The sequence below is a fragment of the Flagellimonas ulvae genome (assembly GCF_049333175.1).
GTDB lineage: Bacteria > Bacteroidota > Bacteroidia > Flavobacteriales > Flavobacteriaceae > Flagellimonas.
In genome coordinates this window covers 2,474,956-2,490,150 of record NZ_CP186325.1, presented here as the reverse complement: position 1 = coordinate 2,490,150, position 15,195 = coordinate 2,474,956, and the positions used below count along the sequence as shown (strand labels likewise).

13 protein-coding genes are annotated in these 15,195 nt (G+C 39.8%); all 13 read right to left on the bottom strand.

What is annotated here, in order from left to right; genetic code table 11:
- Nucleotides 1–77: 77 nt before the first annotated feature.
- Entirely contained in the window at nucleotides 78–1,097 is a 1,020-nt protein-coding gene (gene pheS, locus ACOKFD_RS11425) for a phenylalanine--tRNA ligase subunit alpha (protein ID WP_298996428.1), read from the bottom strand.
- A gap of 245 nt (nucleotides 1,098–1,342) precedes the next feature.
- Entirely contained in the window at nucleotides 1,343–3,202 is a 1,860-nt protein-coding gene (locus ACOKFD_RS11420) for a SulP family inorganic anion transporter (protein ID WP_422858051.1), read from the bottom strand.
- 117 nt (nucleotides 3,203–3,319) lie between these two features.
- Nucleotides 3,320–3,946 carry a carbonic anhydrase family protein gene (locus tag ACOKFD_RS11415; RefSeq protein WP_422858050.1) on the bottom strand — a complete coding sequence of 209 codons (627 nt, stop codon included), beginning with the start codon at nucleotides 3,944–3,946 and terminating at the stop codon, nucleotides 3,320–3,322.
- Nucleotides 3,930–5,549 (bottom strand): SulP family inorganic anion transporter, encoded by a 1,620-nt coding sequence (locus tag ACOKFD_RS11410; RefSeq protein WP_422858049.1) that lies wholly within the window; start codon nucleotides 5,547–5,549, stop codon nucleotides 3,930–3,932. Before ACOKFD_RS11410 ends, ACOKFD_RS11415 begins: the two co-directional genes overlap by 17 nt.
- Before the next feature lie 81 nt (nucleotides 5,550–5,630).
- A complete protein-coding gene (locus ACOKFD_RS11405) occupies nucleotides 5,631–5,933 on the bottom strand; it encodes a hypothetical protein (protein WP_422858048.1) in 303 nt (100 codons plus the stop codon).
- A 57-nt stretch (nucleotides 5,934–5,990) separates the two neighbouring features.
- Nucleotides 5,991–6,755: a tetratricopeptide repeat protein gene (locus ACOKFD_RS11400; protein WP_422858047.1), complete on the bottom strand. Its 765-nt coding sequence runs from the start codon at nucleotides 6,753–6,755 to the stop codon at nucleotides 5,991–5,993.
- A complete protein-coding gene (locus tag ACOKFD_RS11395) occupies nucleotides 6,752–8,533 on the bottom strand; it encodes a BatD family protein (protein ID WP_422858046.1) in 1,782 nt (593 codons plus the stop codon). Before ACOKFD_RS11395 ends, ACOKFD_RS11400 begins: the two co-directional genes overlap by 4 nt.
- Nucleotides 8,533–9,405, bottom strand: a complete 873-nt coding sequence (locus ACOKFD_RS11390; RefSeq protein WP_422858045.1) for a tetratricopeptide repeat protein — start codon at nucleotides 9,403–9,405, stop codon at nucleotides 8,533–8,535. The genes ACOKFD_RS11395 and ACOKFD_RS11390 overlap by 1 nt, the downstream gene beginning before the upstream one ends.
- Nucleotides 9,406–9,409: 4 nt before the next feature.
- Nucleotides 9,410–10,456 carry a VWA domain-containing protein gene (locus ACOKFD_RS11385; protein WP_422858044.1) on the bottom strand — a complete coding sequence of 349 codons (1,047 nt, stop codon included), beginning with the start codon at nucleotides 10,454–10,456 and terminating at the stop codon, nucleotides 9,410–9,412.
- 5 nt (nucleotides 10,457–10,461) lie between these two features.
- Nucleotides 10,462–11,460 carry a vWA domain-containing protein gene (locus tag ACOKFD_RS11380; RefSeq protein ID WP_422858043.1) on the bottom strand — a complete coding sequence of 333 codons (999 nt, stop codon included), beginning with the start codon at nucleotides 11,458–11,460 and terminating at the stop codon, nucleotides 10,462–10,464.
- Nucleotides 11,461–11,462: 2 nt separating this feature from the next.
- Nucleotides 11,463–13,058 (bottom strand): BatD family protein, encoded by a 1,596-nt coding sequence (locus ACOKFD_RS11375; protein WP_422861022.1) that lies wholly within the window; start codon nucleotides 13,056–13,058, stop codon nucleotides 11,463–11,465.
- A gap of 59 nt (nucleotides 13,059–13,117) precedes the next feature.
- Nucleotides 13,118–13,984 (bottom strand): DUF58 domain-containing protein, encoded by an 867-nt coding sequence (locus ACOKFD_RS11370; protein WP_422858042.1) that lies wholly within the window; start codon nucleotides 13,982–13,984, stop codon nucleotides 13,118–13,120.
- Between the two features lie 87 nt (nucleotides 13,985–14,071).
- Nucleotides 14,072–15,076: an AAA family ATPase gene (locus tag ACOKFD_RS11365; RefSeq protein WP_422858041.1), complete on the bottom strand. Its 1,005-nt coding sequence runs from the start codon at nucleotides 15,074–15,076 to the stop codon at nucleotides 14,072–14,074.
- Between the last annotated feature and the right edge of the window lie 119 nt (nucleotides 15,077–15,195).

Here is a 15,195-nt window from a genome sequence, read left to right as displayed (position 1 = left end):
GGCATCAAAATATCAACTCTCAAAAAATCAGGCCTAAAAAAGCACCATGATCAAACATCGTGGTATCTTTAAACAAACTAGAGAGAAGATTTGAACTGATCTAGGAAGCGTATATCGTTTTCGCTCAATAGTCGTATATCAGGAATTTGATGAAGCAGCAATGCAATTCTGTCAATGCCCATTCCAAAGGCAAAACCAGAATAAACTTCAGGGTCAATACCACAGTTCTGCAATACATTTGGATCCACCATGCCACATCCCATAATTTCCAGCCAACCTGTCCCTTTGGTCATCTTATAGTCCGTCTCTGTTTCCAACCCCCAATATACATCTACTTCGGCACTGGGTTCGGTAAAAGGGAAATAGGAAGGCCTTAGCCTTATTTTTGACTTTCCAAACATTTCTGAAGTGAAATATTGCAAAGTCTGTTTCAAATCTGCAAAAGACACATCTTTGTCCACATAAAGTCCCTCAACCTGATGGAAGAAACAATGGGACCTTGCCGAAATAGCCTCATTTCTATACACACGTCCAGGGGATATGGTACGAATGGGGGGCTGGTTGTTCTCCATATATCTCACCTGCACCGATGAGGTGTGGGTACGAAGCAAAATATCTGGGTCGGTTTGGATAAAGAAGGTATCCTGCATGTCTCGTGCAGGGTGATATTCCGGAAGATTTAGCGCAGTAAAGTTATGCCAATCATCTTCAATTTCAGGACCCTCAGAAACATTGAACCCAATTCGTGAAAAAATATCGATGATTCTGTTTTTTACAATTGAAATAGGGTGTCTTGCCCCAATTTCTATGGGTTCACCGGGACGTGTAAGATCTCCGTACTTTCCTTGCGCTTCCGTTTGCGCTTCAAGAGCCTGTTTTAAGGTGTTTACCTTCTCGTTTGCAGAGGTTTTTAATTGATTGATAACTTGGCCAAACTCTTTCTTTTGCCCGTTAGGAACATTTTTGAATTCAGCAAAGAAGGAGTTTAAAAGCCCTTTTTTTCCTAAATACTTAATTCGGAATGCCTCTATTTCGTCTTTGGAGGTGGATGAAAAAGCTTCAACCTCAACAAGGTGTTGTTTAAGAGTTTCAATCATTGGTGATTGGTTTGTCAGCCGACAAAGGTAGCAAATTGTCCCTGAAAACATAGTGGATAAGGTAGTGAACTGATATGCCTCCAAAGAAATCCTGAAGCCAATGTGTGTCTATGCTGAAGTAGATTTGCCTTGGGTCTGTGTTTATAAAGAATATGGCAACTCAGATAATAAGAAAAAACCATTACCCATAGATTACAACGGAATTTGGCCTTAAATACAAAAGGGATTGTAGTTAGAAAAATGGTTTATGGATACTTATCTTCTACGTGTTCTTTAACCCATTCCATACAACTATTAAAGTGGGCAAATACATGTTCTGTAGGAATAAGGTCGGGGATAATATCGATTCGTTCCATCATATATCTGGGCTGATCTAGAATTTCAACAAACAATACATCCATGTTTTTGTTTAGAAGATCATGCAGCACATCTTCCATGGCATAAAGCCCGGTCTGATCCATATATTGCATGCGTCCCATCCTTATGATCACTGTTGAAGCTGTATCTGGAATCTGTTCGGCTAGTTGATGGAAATCGCTGGTAGATCCAAAAAATAGAGGCCCGTTCAAATGCTTGATGAATACTTCTTCTGCCAAGTTCTTTGGAAAATTCTTTTCATCGGCCCAAGCTTTCTCTTCAATAAGTGGGAAGACGTCAGATTTTTTAGCAGTAAGGTCTCCCATTTTTTTCATGAACATGAGGGAGGCAAAAACCAATCCTATTCCAACTGCGTACACCAGATTCCATACAGAAGAGAGTACCATTACGGTGAGCATAATAATTACCTCCGAACTTAATTTGAGGGGGCCAAGGTGAATATCTTTGGGTAAGTAAGGAATAGCCTTCAGTCCCTTATAATCCATAACTCCAATACCGACCGTCACCAATATGCCGGCCAATACAGCGGCTGGAATTTGTGAGGCTACCGGCCCCAGAGCCAAGAGAATTATCAGCAGTAATACCCCGGCAATCATTCCAGACAGTCTGGTTTTTCCTCCAGAATTGATATTGACCACCGTACGGATTGTGGCCCCAGCACCAGGAATACCCCCAAAAACGGACGCAATACTGTTTCCTATTCCTTGCCCCACCAATTCTTTATTTGGCTTATGTTTGGTCTGAGTCATGTTATCGGCAACCACCGATGTGAGAAGAGAATCTATTGCACCTAGTAGCGCAAGTGTTAGGGCAGTAAAAATGTGAGGAGAAATGGAATCCAATGAAAATTTGCTAAAGATCTCCAAATTGGGCAAGGGCAGTCCGCTAGGTATTTTTTCAATAGGCCTATAGTCTAACCCAACACCATATGCAATTCCAGAAACCACGACCAAGGCCACCAAGGTGCTTGGTATGGCTTTGGTAATTCTTTTAAATCCAAAAATAATGAGAATGGTAGCTATTGCAAGTGCCAATTCCAACCAATTAATATTGCCCAAAGCCCTAGGCAAAACTTTGAAGGTTCCCAAGACACCTGATGCATCTTTTGCCGCAAGGGTCTTGGCTTCTTTCTCCATATCTGCCTGGGTAATCTTGTTGGCGCGTTTTATGGTTTCTTCAAAATCCTCAAGAACCAAGATTCCCTCACCAGCCTCTTCCTTTAAAATGTTTTCTAGAATTTCTTCCTCTGCTTCCGCCATGTGTTGAGCAACAAATTCACGGTCCTCTTTTGGATAATAACCTACTGCCGGAAGAATTTGTGTCACCAAAATAATGACTCCTATTGCGGTCATAAAACCTGAAACGACGGGATAAGGAATGTATTTAATGTATTTGCCCAAACCAATTAGGCCCAAACCAATCTGCATGACTCCAGCCAAAAGAAAGATGGTAAGTATGGCAGGAAGTGCTTTTTCAACATCTCCATCGTTGACAGCAACAATACTGGCAATAACCACCATGCTAACGGCTGTCATAGGAGCAGTGGGCCCAGAAATTTGGGTATTGGTACCTCCAAAGAGTGCAGCAAAAAAACTGATGAAAATTGCGCCATAAAGACCTGCGCTAGGTCCCAAACCCGAACTTACACCAAAAGCAAGGGCCAACGGTAGAGCTACTATGCCAGCGGTTACTCCACCAAATAAATCACCCCTGAAATGTTTAAACATATGCAGTTGTTGGGTTTATAGCAATACTGCCAAGATAGTGATTTTGAGACACTAAAAAAGGCCAATGATTATACTTTCATTGGCCTTGATAGAATTGAAATTCTTAAAAAGAATTAGTTAAAAATAATGCACCTGTCCATCTGCAATGTCATACATACCACCCACAATAAGAATCTCCCCATTATCTTCCATGTCCTTTAAGACCAGGCTTTTCTTTCTGATGTTTTCTATGGTCAAATGAACGTTCTTTTCGGCAACCGCATTTACAAAATCAATGTTTTTGGAATTGCGTTGTGATTCATCAGAAGGTTCTGCAACAGCTGCAACGGCAGGTCTTATTTTGCTCAATAGTTCAGTAAGGTTTCCCATTTTTGCGTCATCACAAGCTCCTTTTACGGCTCCACAGCTGGTATGCCCTAGAACCACAATAATTTTTGTTCCTGCCAGTTTACAGGCAAACTCCATACTTCCCAGAATATCTTCATTCACGATATTACCAGCTACTCTGGCACTGAATATATCCCCCACCCCTTGATCAAAAATGAGCTCTGCGGATACCCTGGAGTCAATACAACCCAAAATGGTGGCAAAGGGATATTGACCTGATGTGGTTTCCTTTACCTGTTGGAGCAAATCTCTATTTGCTTGTTTTTTTTCAACGAAACGCTTATTCCCTTCTTTTAGAAGCTCCCATGCTGCATTTGGAGTGAGTGCTGCTTGTGTTTCTTTAGTCTGTGTTATCATCGCTTGGAAGATTTTGATTTTTATCTAATTTAAAAAATTGAATGTAGCTATCTGGGTTTTCAACCACTCCACGTTCGGAAATTAATTTAATAACAATATTCTTATTGGCTGCTTTTTCGGAGAAATCTTCAAGAATCTCTATAATATCATTATCCAAATATCTTGTATTTCGAACATCCAACTCAAGTTGAGAATTTTCTGGAAGACTGTCCAGCTCTTTTAAAATAGCACCTTTGTTGAAAAAAGTAACTTCTTCTGCCAAGGTCATCTTTATCTTGTGAACACCATTGCTTTTATCTTCTATATGCAAGAAGTGTGAATTTTGGTAGCTTTTAATAAGAATAACCACGATTCCCACACCCAATCCAAGACCTATTCCGACCAATAAATCCGTAAAGACAATTCCCAATACGGTGACGATAAATGGGACAAATTGTTTCCACCCCAAAGTATACATGGTTTTAAAAAGCTTGGGCTTTGCCAGCTTGTATCCTACAATAAACAATATGGCCGCTAGCACCGAAAGAGGAATCATATTCAGCAATCTTGGTATTAGAATTACTGAAATAAGTAAGAAGAAACCATGAATTATAGCCGATGCCTTTGTTCTACCTCCAGATTGAATATTTGCGGAACTTCTAACAATAACTTGGGTTACTGGAAGACCTCCTACCAAACCGGACACTGTGTTCCCAATACCTTGGGCAAAAAGCTCTTTATTGGTTGGAGTAGTTCTTTTATAGGGATCTAGTTTATCCGTTGCCTCAACACATAACAAGGTTTCCAAACTGGCAACCAAGGCTATGGTAAATGCGGTAATCCATATCTGTGGGTTTCCTATAACCGAGAAATTGGGAAAACTAAGCAAGGTTCCCATAGTTTCAATACTTTCAGGAACTGGTACTTTTACTAAATGCTCTGCCGAAATACCCCATGTCTCATTTCCCTGTGTGAGAACAAAGTAAATTATGCCTAAAACTACAGCAACCAAAGGCCCTTGAATAAGCTTAAAAATCTTTCCTTTTTCGGAAAGCACATTGTTCCAGAGAACCAAGATGGCCATTGCCACAATAGCAATTATGGTTGCTCCATTATTGAAATTACCACTTATGATTCCGCTGATGGTATTAAAAATCTCTGTAAAGGTATTTTCTCCGTCTATTTGGAAAAAGGCAAAGTCGCCTTCGGGGTCTTTATCATAACCAAAAAAGTAAGGGATTTGCTTTAGGATAATTATGATTCCAATTCCAGTAAGCATTCCCTTAATGACAGAGGATGGGAAATAGTAGGCAATAACCCCTGCTTTTAGAATACTGAACAAAATTTGAATAAGGCCACCCAATACAACAGCCACCAAAAAGTTTTCAAAACCTCCCAAAGTGCCTATAGCAGTGAGAACAATTGCTGCAAGTCCAGCTGCTGGGCCACTGACCCCGATATGGGAACCACTCAAGGAACCTACAATGATTCCACCAACGATTCCTGCAATAAGACCAGAAAATAATGGGGCACCACTGGCAAGGGCTATTCCCAAACATAAGGGTAATGCAACAAAAAATACTACTATACTTGCCGGCAAGTCATTTTTAATATACTTGAACATAATGTGATTAGGTTTTATACTCCGAAAGATATTATTCTTCGGAGGGAATGATAGAATTAGCTAAAAAAGAAAGTTGTTTATTTAGATTGCCCTAGGTGGCGGAAGGAGTATATCAAGGACAAAATCAGAATTGTGAGTAACATACACTAAATGGATACGCTCTTGGGACTGGGTTAAATCGGACTGGGTAAATTGAAAATTGTTTAAGAATAAATCCTTTTCGTCAAATTTTTTTTCAGATTCTTTTTCACCTTGTTTTTCTTCTTCATTGGAGTCAGTAAGAAGCGCTATATCAATATTTTCACCAATAAGTGAGAGTAATGAAGGGGTCAATATGGAGGACACCAGAAATATAGCTATTAAAGGAAAAGCAATTTTCTTCAAGCAAGGTGGTTTTAAACAAAAATAATAGTAAAGCTATTGTTTTTCGTTAAATTTTGTTTAAAAATCTTTCAAAAGCTTGACATTTTCATTTTGGATCCAACCGGTTTGACCATCAGCTATTTTTATTTTCTGCCAATCCTTCAAACCATCGAGTACATTTACTTTGGTCCCCTCATGAAGAATAAATACAGTCTCACTGTTCTTGTTGGGTTCCGAAGTGATTTTTACTTCCTTGGCAAAGACAATTGCAGGATTGTTTGATTTGTATTCCTGGTATTGGAGATAAGCGAGCAAAACTGTAAGCAGCCCCAGAACTAAAGAAAAGATACTCGTTATAAAGGCAATTCTTTTTTGGGAGGCACTACGAAGAAAATAGTATGCTAAGTAACCAAGAACGAACAACATGATTAGTACAACGGAAAGATAGGCCCATCCATCAAAAGAGAACAAGTTCACCACTGAAGAATATGCTTTTCCAATTTCGGTTTGTGGCATTTCCTCTACAGCGTCCAACCTCATGTTTTGGGCGTACTTTAAGTTGTTTTTTACTTCTCCATCATCCGGATTTAGGAGCAGGGCTTTTTCATAATAATAAATACTTGGACCAATATGATTCAGCTTGTAATGACAATTGGCCAAATTAAAGTACAACTCTGCCGAGTGCTCACCATTACCCAAAATCTGCTCGTAGTTTTCAATGGCTTTGGTATAATCTCCCTTATTGTAGTGTTCTGTAGCTTGAGTAAACAACTGGCTGTTTTGGGAATTCCCCAAAGCAAAAACCAAAAGTGCTATGCACAAAACAAAAATCCTTTGCATCATAGTTGTTTGTCCAGTTTTGAAATTACCTCACTTGCCTTTTCATAGTCCTGTTGCATCTGAACATCCGAAAAAGGACTGTAACGGGCCATCTCACAATTGGTCAATAGACTTATAAAACCCGCTATATCAGAGTAATCAACCTTTTTCTCATCAAGAACAGAGGAGATTTTTTCTTTGCTGAATTCTGAAGTTTCTATTTTCAATTTGGCTTTTAGATAGTTGTGCAGTCCCTTTTCCAGTGCTACATAAAAAGCTTCTTTGTTACCCAGTTCTTTTTTGGCAGTAGAAAGGTACTTTTTAGCTAATCGATTTGCTCTTTTTATTTTATTACCTTCAATATCACTTGCAATAGCTTCCCTTTTCTTAAAGGAGAATACAGCAATCGGAATTAGAAGAATAGGGGCTAAAAGTAGAATATAAAAGGTATTTGAGCCGAAGAAGTAGTCTGTTCCAATCCTTGTAAGATTGGGTCTTAGTTTTATAAAGTGAAATTGCTTGCCAGTGGGCACTACCAGCTGCTTGTTTACATTTGAAGCAACTACACTGCCAGCGTTATTGTCTGTAGGACCTTCCAAAACTTCAATATTTATTTCATCGGAGTTCAATGTGACATACTTTGCGGTCTTTGGATTAAAATAACTGAAGGAAATACTGGGTATTGGATATTTTCCCCTAAAGGAAGGGACCACAGTGTAATTGTTGGCCACTTTTCCCTCCATACCCGAAAGGTTCGTACGTACGCTTTCCTTATACTCCGGTTCGTAAACTTCAAGAGAGCTTGGTAATTCGGGTTCTGGTAGTTGGAACAACTTCAAATTTCCTTTTCCTGAAATTTCAACTTTAGCTTGAAGCGATTCGGATGCATTCAACTTTTTCTTACTGGAAGTTACCTGAAATTTAAAATCGCCCACGGCACCTCCAAAATTTGCAGGTTTTCCTGCTTCGGGAAGAGGTTTTACAGAAAGAGTTCTTCTTCCCGCAGAGACTGTTTTACTGGTCTGTGTATAAATGCGCCCTCCAAAAAAATCTCTTCGGTTTGTGGGGACATCAACAAAAATTTCAAGGGACAAAGGCTCAATATCCAACTTCCCGGATTTTTGAGGATATAGTACTACTCTTTTCAGTACTACGTACCGATAGGGTTTTCCCTTATAACTTCCATTTTGGGCCGTATGTTTGGTGACGGGGATGTCTTGGCTCCAAAAATCGTTGTATTTAGGACTATCCAGCGAGCGATAGTTCGTGACATTAATGTTTGGGCTCACATAGAGTTTGTAGATAACCGTCACTGCCTCATTTAGGTAGGGATTGCCCTTGGAGACTTCTGCAACCAAATGCAGACTTTCATCCGCTACATCATCTACTGTTTTTTGATCGCTCGGTTTGTCTACCGCAGCGGTAACCTCTACAGTTTTGGGAAGGGTTTTATAGGTGTCTCCTGCGATTTCAATAGTGGCTTGCTTGATGGTAAATCTGCCGCGAGCCGTTGGCACCAATATATAGGAATATGTTTTGGAGAAAGTACGTTTCCCATTGATCCATGAAGAACTTATGGATTGTGAAGGCCCCATTACAACCTTAAATCCCTCAAAAGACGGAGGGTTGAAATTGTCCCCATCCTTGTTCATAGTAAACTCTGCTCGTAGACGTTCGTTTATCCCTAGTTTTTCTTTGCTCAGTTTGAGCTCAAAGGAAACTTCTTCTTGTGCACTTACGTGGGTTAACCCCAAAAGGGTAGTGTACAGAATTATAGTTAAATAAACGCCCCGCTTCAACATCACCAATCTTTCTCGTTTTTAATTTTCTTGCCTCTCACCTTTCTTGCCTCCATTTTTTCCTGCACCTTTTTCTCTTCATTCTGCATGGCCTCTAGCAAATTCTGGATTTGCTGCTTGGAGAGTTGATTTGGTCTGGGTTGTTGTTTTTGTTGGTCAGGTTGGTCACCTTCACTGGGTTTTTGTTCTTGCTCTTTTTTCTTATCTCCATCTCCCTCTTGATTTTCTTCAGGCTTATTGTCCCCATTTTTTCCCTCGTCGCCTTGGTCTTTGTTTTCGTCCTGATCCTGCTCTCCTTCCTTGTCTTTATCTTGGTCTCCCTCGTTGTTTTGGTCCTGATTCTTATCTTTTTGGTCTTGCTGGTCCTGTTTGTCTTTATCGTCCTTATCTTGGTCGTTTTGCTGCTCGTCTTGTTGCTTTTTTAGCATTTCTTTGGCCAAAGCCAGATTATAGCGAGTCTCTTCGTCCGTGGGATTGTTTCGTAAAGCTTCTTTGTAAGCTTCAACTGCTTTTTCGTATTCCTTATTTTTCATGAACACATTGCCCATGTTGTGGAATGATTTGTGTTTTCCTTCTTTGGAAGTGGCAGTTTCACCGGCCTGTTTGTATCTGCCAAATGCTTCGGTAAAGCTTTCTCTATTATAATATGCATTGCCTAAATTGTATGGTGCAACAGCATTTTTTTTGCTTTTGGAAATAGCCCGTCTGTAATCGGATTCTGCGCCGGTGAAGTCATTCGCTGTCAACTCCTTATTGGCTTCCCAAGTAAGGTTAGTGGAGTTTTTTAAAGCTTTTTCTTCAGCTTTTTGCGCCTCTTCGTCTTGAGCCCATGTAGTAAGGCTAAGCATCAAAAAAATACCCAATGTAAATCTCATCTCTTTATACATCATCATGTTCATTGAAAAGATTAAGTTTTTTCAACCATTTGGTTTTTCTGTCTAGTAGGAAGATATCCAAAAATAAAAAGAATAGACCGATTGCCAGAAACCATTGAAATTGGTCTTTATATTCTGCGAATTGTTTAGCCTCAAATTCTTTTTTATCCATTTGGGCCAACTGTTCTTTGATAAATTCTACGGCCTCATCCGTATTGGAACCATCAATGTAGGCCCCATTTCCTTCAGATGCTATTTCGGATAGTACGGCTTCATTTAATTTAGTGATTACTACCTCACCTTGATTATCTTTCTTCAAACTTTCTACAACACCATTTCTTTTGATGGGTATTGGCGCACCTTTTGGTTTACCTACGCCTAAAGTGAAAATCTGAATCCCGTTTTGGGTAGCATTTTCAACTGCACTTATAGTGGTTCGCTCTGAGTGGTCTTCTCCATCGGAAACAATAAAGAGCACTCTATTGGTTTGTTCATCATCATCAAAATAAGTGCTCGCCAAATCTATGGCCGCATTGATTGCAGTTCCTTGGGAAGAAAGCATATTGGTGTTCATGGCCTGAAGGAACATTTTTGCTGCGCCATAATCCGTGGTTATGGGTAGTTGTGGGTAGGCCTGGCCTGCATAAGCTATAATTCCGATTCGGTCACTAGCCAATTGATTGATGATTTCAGAGACCAATCGCTTGGCTTTTTCCATACGATTAGGTGCTATATCCTCTGCCAACATACTTTTGGAAACATCAATGGCGAATACGATATCTACCCCTTCCCGCTTTACGGTCTCTAATTTGGTTCCAATTTTAGGATTCACCAGGCCCAAAATCAAAAACCCTAATCCAGCGAGTAGAAATAGTAGTTTCAATGCGGATTTAAATTGAGATTTATCAGGAGCTAATCTGCGCAACAATCGTGTATCCGCAAATTGTTTTTGGGTTCTTCTTTTCCATATTTGAAGAAAAAAGAAAGCCATTGCCATTACCGGAAGTATGGCTAAGAGATAGAAATATATTTTTTCGTCAAACTGAATCATTGCACTTAAATAAAGCTTTTGAATATGGAACTACGAAGTCCCCATTCCAATAAAAGCAAAACCCCTGCCAGAAGTACCAGTGGTCTAAACTTTTCATCATACTTATAATACTTGAACTCTTCTATTTCGGTTCTTTCCAATTTATTTATCTCATCATAGATTTCTTCCAACTTATCATTATCGGTAGCCCTAAAATATTTACCTCCCGTGGCAGATGCAATTTCTTCTAACAACTTCTCGTCAATTTCTACTTGACGCATACCGAATCGGAAAGAACCATCCCGATTGTAGGCTATTGGAGAAAGGGCATTTCCATTGGTTCCCAAACCAATAGTATAGGTTTTTATCCCAAATTCCACTGCCAAATCTGCCGCAGTGGAAGGTTCTATGAAACCGGAATTGTTTACCCCATCCGTAAGCAAAATAATAACCTTGCTTATTGCTTTACTTTCCTTGAGGCGATTTACCGAAGTGGCCAATCCCATGCCAATGGCAGTTCCATCTTCAAGCTCACCATGGGTTATTTGGCGAAGGGCGCTCAAGACAATGGCCTTGTCGCTGGTTATTGGTGTTTTGGTATAGCTTTCCCCAGCATAGGCCACCAAGCCAATACGGTCATTGGGACGTTTTTTGATAAAATCCGCAGCAACCTTTTTCAGCGCTGATAATCTATCCGGCTTAAGGTCTTTGGCTAACATACTACTGGAGACATCGATTGCCATGACTATATCAATTCCCTTAGTGGTTTTTGTTCGGGTAGAGATATCCTCGGTCTGAGGTCGTGCCAAAGCTGTAATGATAGCTGCCAAGGCCAGCAAACGGAGGGTAAAAAGCAGAGGTCTAAGCTTTGAAGCGATGCTCTTTACCGTGAACCCTTTAATACTTGAGATACGAAGCGAAGCGACCTGCTGTCTTCTTTTAAAAATATACCATAGAATTGCCAGAGGAAGCAGGAGCAGCAACCAGAAAAATTGTGGATTAGCAAATTCTACATTCTCAAACATTTCTAAGCTTGTGTTTTAACTTCTAAAGAGCTCAATATACGATCTACAATTTGTTCAGCATATTCATCCCCATCTTCCCAAGTAATGATGATTTGTTGCATGAAGCCTTTTCCCCCAAAGGAAAGGATATTGTATTTCGCTTTTTTAGACTCGTTGTCAATTGGATTTTTAAAATTCCCTGTACCGTACGTTTTAAGTCCTTGAACACCAGACTTGGTTGTGAACTCTTCTTGTTTGGTAATAATGTTTTTAAGCCCCAGACCTTCAAAGGTGGACAATGTTCCGGCTATGGCGGCCTCAAAATTGGGTTCTGTTTGCTCTTTGTATGTTACTGAACTGGTGCTTATGCCAAAAAGACCTACGTAGCTTCCGTAGCGAAATGTTTGAAGCTCTTTTACCAATTCCTGTGCTTCTTCTGGAAGCTCAGCTTCATTCCGAACCAATACGTCTGGAGTCTCCAATTCAACAGGAGGATATCCATAAGAACTAAATACCCATTCGCCTTCAAGTAAGTCCTTTGTTGGGTATCCAAAAACGGTATCCCTTACTTCTTTTACACCAAAGAAAATAAGAGAAAATGTAGTGCCCAAAACAAGAAGACCGGCAAAAATAGCTGCTGCCCAATAAATCCGCTTGCGCTGTTTCTTTTTGGCCAATTCTTCTAAATATTCTTCGTTCAATAGAAGCTCTTCTTCAGTAGGTTCAGGAAGGGCTTCATGGGTTTTCTCCACAATTTCCTCAACTAACTTTCTGTCCTGTTCCGCTGTTGACGTGGAAGGTTTGGAGCGCGCAAATTTTACTAGATCTGCTGTTCGAAGTATTTGTTGAAATTGTTTGATGGTTTCATCTTCTAGTTGAAGTTCTCCAGAGTCCTTGAGTAATTCTAACTTAGTGATAAGTTGATCAGTGGTACTTTCCAAAGCAGTAACTTGAACATCTTCTTCCAAATATGATCGAACAATGTCCGTTAGTTCAGAATAATACTTTTTGTATTCGTCTTGGATTAGATATCTGGAGTTTTCCAAACGCTTTAGCTCCAAAAGTGCACGATCATACGGGGGAAGTAAGGCTTCTTTTTCTTCTTCGGTCAATGGTTTTTTTCGTAAAAAGAACCAATATACAAGGCCACCTATTATCAAAAGAGCCAAACCAATCCATAAAATAGCCCACCACAACTTGGCGTAGCTGCGGTCCACTTGAATAAGTGGTTTAATGTCGTACATTTTTTGTTTCGTGGTGTCCACAACCACATCAGCTACCTTAATCTGAAAAGAGTCGGTAAAGAAAGGTTGTTCATTGATGGCTATACGTTGAGGTGGAATGGTATAAGATCCACTATCAAATTGTGTAAGCGCATAAATACGTTGAAGTTTTACTCGATTACTCTCTTTTATGGTATCGGTAAGTAGGGCTTCAACCGTTTCCAAAGGAGAAAAAGTTTGCCCCTCCGGGAAATGCACAATATTGGTGGAATCGGTTTCTACAGTGATTTTATACTGTATTTGTTCTCCAATTTTTATGGAAGTAGTATCAATTTCTGAGCTAACTTTTGAATCGACTTGGGTACTTCCTAAAAATGGGACAGAGAACAGCAACATTCCCACAAAGAACTTCAATGGGTATTTTTTTATTTGTACTATGTGCCTGTCCAACTTCATTATCCCCTTCTCTTAAAATAGCCCAATAGTTTTTTCACATAACTTTCATCCACCCTACAATGAATTACACCACTACCAGACTTGGCGAAAGAATCTGAAAAGTATTCGACCTTGTCTTTATGAAACTGCCCATAAGCACTACGTACTCTTTTTGAGCGTGTATTGACCAGTTCAAGTAATCCTGTTTCTACATCCTGCATTTGAACCATACCTAAATTGGGCATGGATTGTTCTTTTTCATCATAGACCCGGATGCCAGTTACATCATGTTTGTTGCCCACAATACGAAGTGTAGCATCATAATCATCCGCAATAAAATCGGAGAGTAGAAAAACAATCGCCTTCTTTTTCATCACATTGATTAAAAATTTGAAGGCTTCGGTAATATTGGTTTCGCTACTTTTTGGAGTAAACTCCAAAAGTTCACGAATGATCCGCAAAACGTGACTCTTTCCCTTTTTCGGCGGGATATATAGCTCTACCTCATTGGAAAATAAAATCAAACCTACTTTGTCATTATTCTGCAAAGCCGAAAAAGCCAAAGTGGCCGAGATCTCGGTAATTACCTCTTTTTTGAATTGCTTAGCTGTACCAAAAAGCTCAGAACCACTCACGTCTACCATCAACATCATGGTAAGCTCACGCTCTTCTTCAAAAACCTTTACAAAGGGTTCGTTGTAGCGGGCAGTCACGTTCCAATCAATATTTCGGACATCGTCCCCAAATTGATACTGTCGAACTTCACTAAACGTCATACCCCTTCCTTTAAAGGTAGAATGATACTCCCCACCAAAAATATGGTCGGAAAGACGCCTGGTCTTTATCTCAATTTTCCGTACTTTCTTAAGTAGTTCTTTCGTATCCATGTGTTCAATTAACAATCATACAATGTTCAATTCTTTTCCAGAGTTTTGAGCCCTTGGTCAATTGTCCATTGTTAATTACACATTGGGTTAAGGCACTTCCACTTCGTTGACTATCTTATTGATAATTTCTTCAGATGTCACATTTTCTGCTTCAGCTTCATAGGTTATTCCAATTCTGTGTCGCAGCACATCATGAACTACGGCTCTAACATCTTCTGGAATAACGTATCCTCTTCGTTTAATAAATGCATAGCATTTGGAAGCATTTGCCAAATTGATACTTCCCCTGGGTGAAGCTCCAAAGCTGATTAGGGGTTTTAATTGGTCGAGGTTATATTTTTCTGGATACCTGGTTGCAAAGATGAGGTCCAGGATATATTTTTCAATTTTTTCATCCATGTAGACTTCACGGACGGTTTGCTGGGCACTCAAAATTTGTTTTAAGCTTACCACTGGCTTTACAGGCTCACCAGGGGTACTACGAAGGTTCTGACGAATAATAAGCTGTTCTTCGTTTAATTTAGGATAGTCAATAACCGTTTTGAGCATAAAACGGTCTACCTGCGCTTCAGGTAATGGATATGTTCCTTCTTGTTCCACTGGATTCTGGGTGGCCATCACCAAAAAGGGCTTATCCAATATGAAGGTTTCATCTCCAATGGTTACCTGCTTTTCCTGCATAGCTTCCAAGAGAGCAGACTGTACCTTTGCGGGGGCACGGTTAATCTCATCAGCTAAAACAAAGTTGGCAAAAATGGGTCCCTTTTTAATGGAGAAATCATTCTCCTTGATGTTATATATCAAAGTTCCCACCACATCGGCAGGAAGCAAATCTGGAGTAAACTGTATTCTGCTAAAGCTTCCTTTAACGGCCTTTGCCAATGTGTTAATGGCCAAAGTTTTTGCAAGACCGGGAACACCCTCAAGTAAAATGTGACCTTGTCCCAAAAGACCGATGAGTAGTCGCTCAACCATATGTTTTTGACCCACAATGGCCTTATTCATTTCTGAGGTGAGCAAATCAATAAAAGCACTTTCATGCGCTATTTTCTCATTCACAGCACTAATATCAATAGTAGTGTTTTCTTCCATACAAAACTTTTATCCCAAAGGGTAATGATAGTGTTTTTTATAAGGATTGCAAAATGAAAATTAATTTAAAAAGCGGCTGTTAATTAATGGTTAAAAAAAACGCTAAGCCCCTAGTTTTG

Bases quoted from the DNA above. Each gene is read 5' to 3' on its own strand.
- pheS (WP_298996428.1), bottom strand. From the start codon at position 1,097: ATGATTGAAACTCTTAAACAACACCTTGTTGAGGTTGAAGCTTTTTCA.
- ACOKFD_RS11365 (WP_422858041.1), bottom strand. From the start codon at position 15,076: ATGGAAGAAAACACTACTATTGATATTAGTGCTGTGAATGAGAAAATA.
- ACOKFD_RS11410 (WP_422858049.1), bottom strand. From the start codon at position 5,549: ATGTTCAAGTATATTAAAAATGACTTGCCGGCAAGTATAGTAGTATTT.
- ACOKFD_RS11375 (WP_422861022.1), bottom strand. From the start codon at position 13,058: ATGTTGCTGTTCTCTGTCCCATTTTTAGGAAGTACCCAAGTCGATTCA.
- ACOKFD_RS11420 (WP_422858051.1), bottom strand. From the start codon at position 3,202: ATGTTTAAACATTTCAGGGGTGATTTATTTGGTGGAGTAACCGCTGGC.
- ACOKFD_RS11400 (WP_422858047.1), bottom strand. From the start codon at position 6,755: ATGATGCAAAGGATTTTTGTTTTGTGCATAGCACTTTTGGTTTTTGCT.
- ACOKFD_RS11380 (WP_422858043.1), bottom strand. From the start codon at position 11,460: ATGTTTGAGAATGTAGAATTTGCTAATCCACAATTTTTCTGGTTGCTG.
- ACOKFD_RS11395 (WP_422858046.1), bottom strand. From the start codon at position 8,533: ATGTTGAAGCGGGGCGTTTATTTAACTATAATTCTGTACACTACCCTT.
- ACOKFD_RS11385 (WP_422858044.1), bottom strand. From the start codon at position 10,456: ATGATTCAGTTTGACGAAAAAATATATTTCTATCTCTTAGCCATACTT.
- ACOKFD_RS11390 (WP_422858045.1), bottom strand. From the start codon at position 9,405: ATGAGATTTACATTGGGTATTTTTTTGATGCTTAGCCTTACTACATGG.
- ACOKFD_RS11370 (WP_422858042.1), bottom strand. From the start codon at position 13,984: ATGGATACGAAAGAACTACTTAAGAAAGTACGGAAAATTGAGATAAAG.
- ACOKFD_RS11415 (WP_422858050.1), bottom strand. From the start codon at position 3,946: ATGATAACACAGACTAAAGAAACACAAGCAGCACTCACTCCAAATGCA.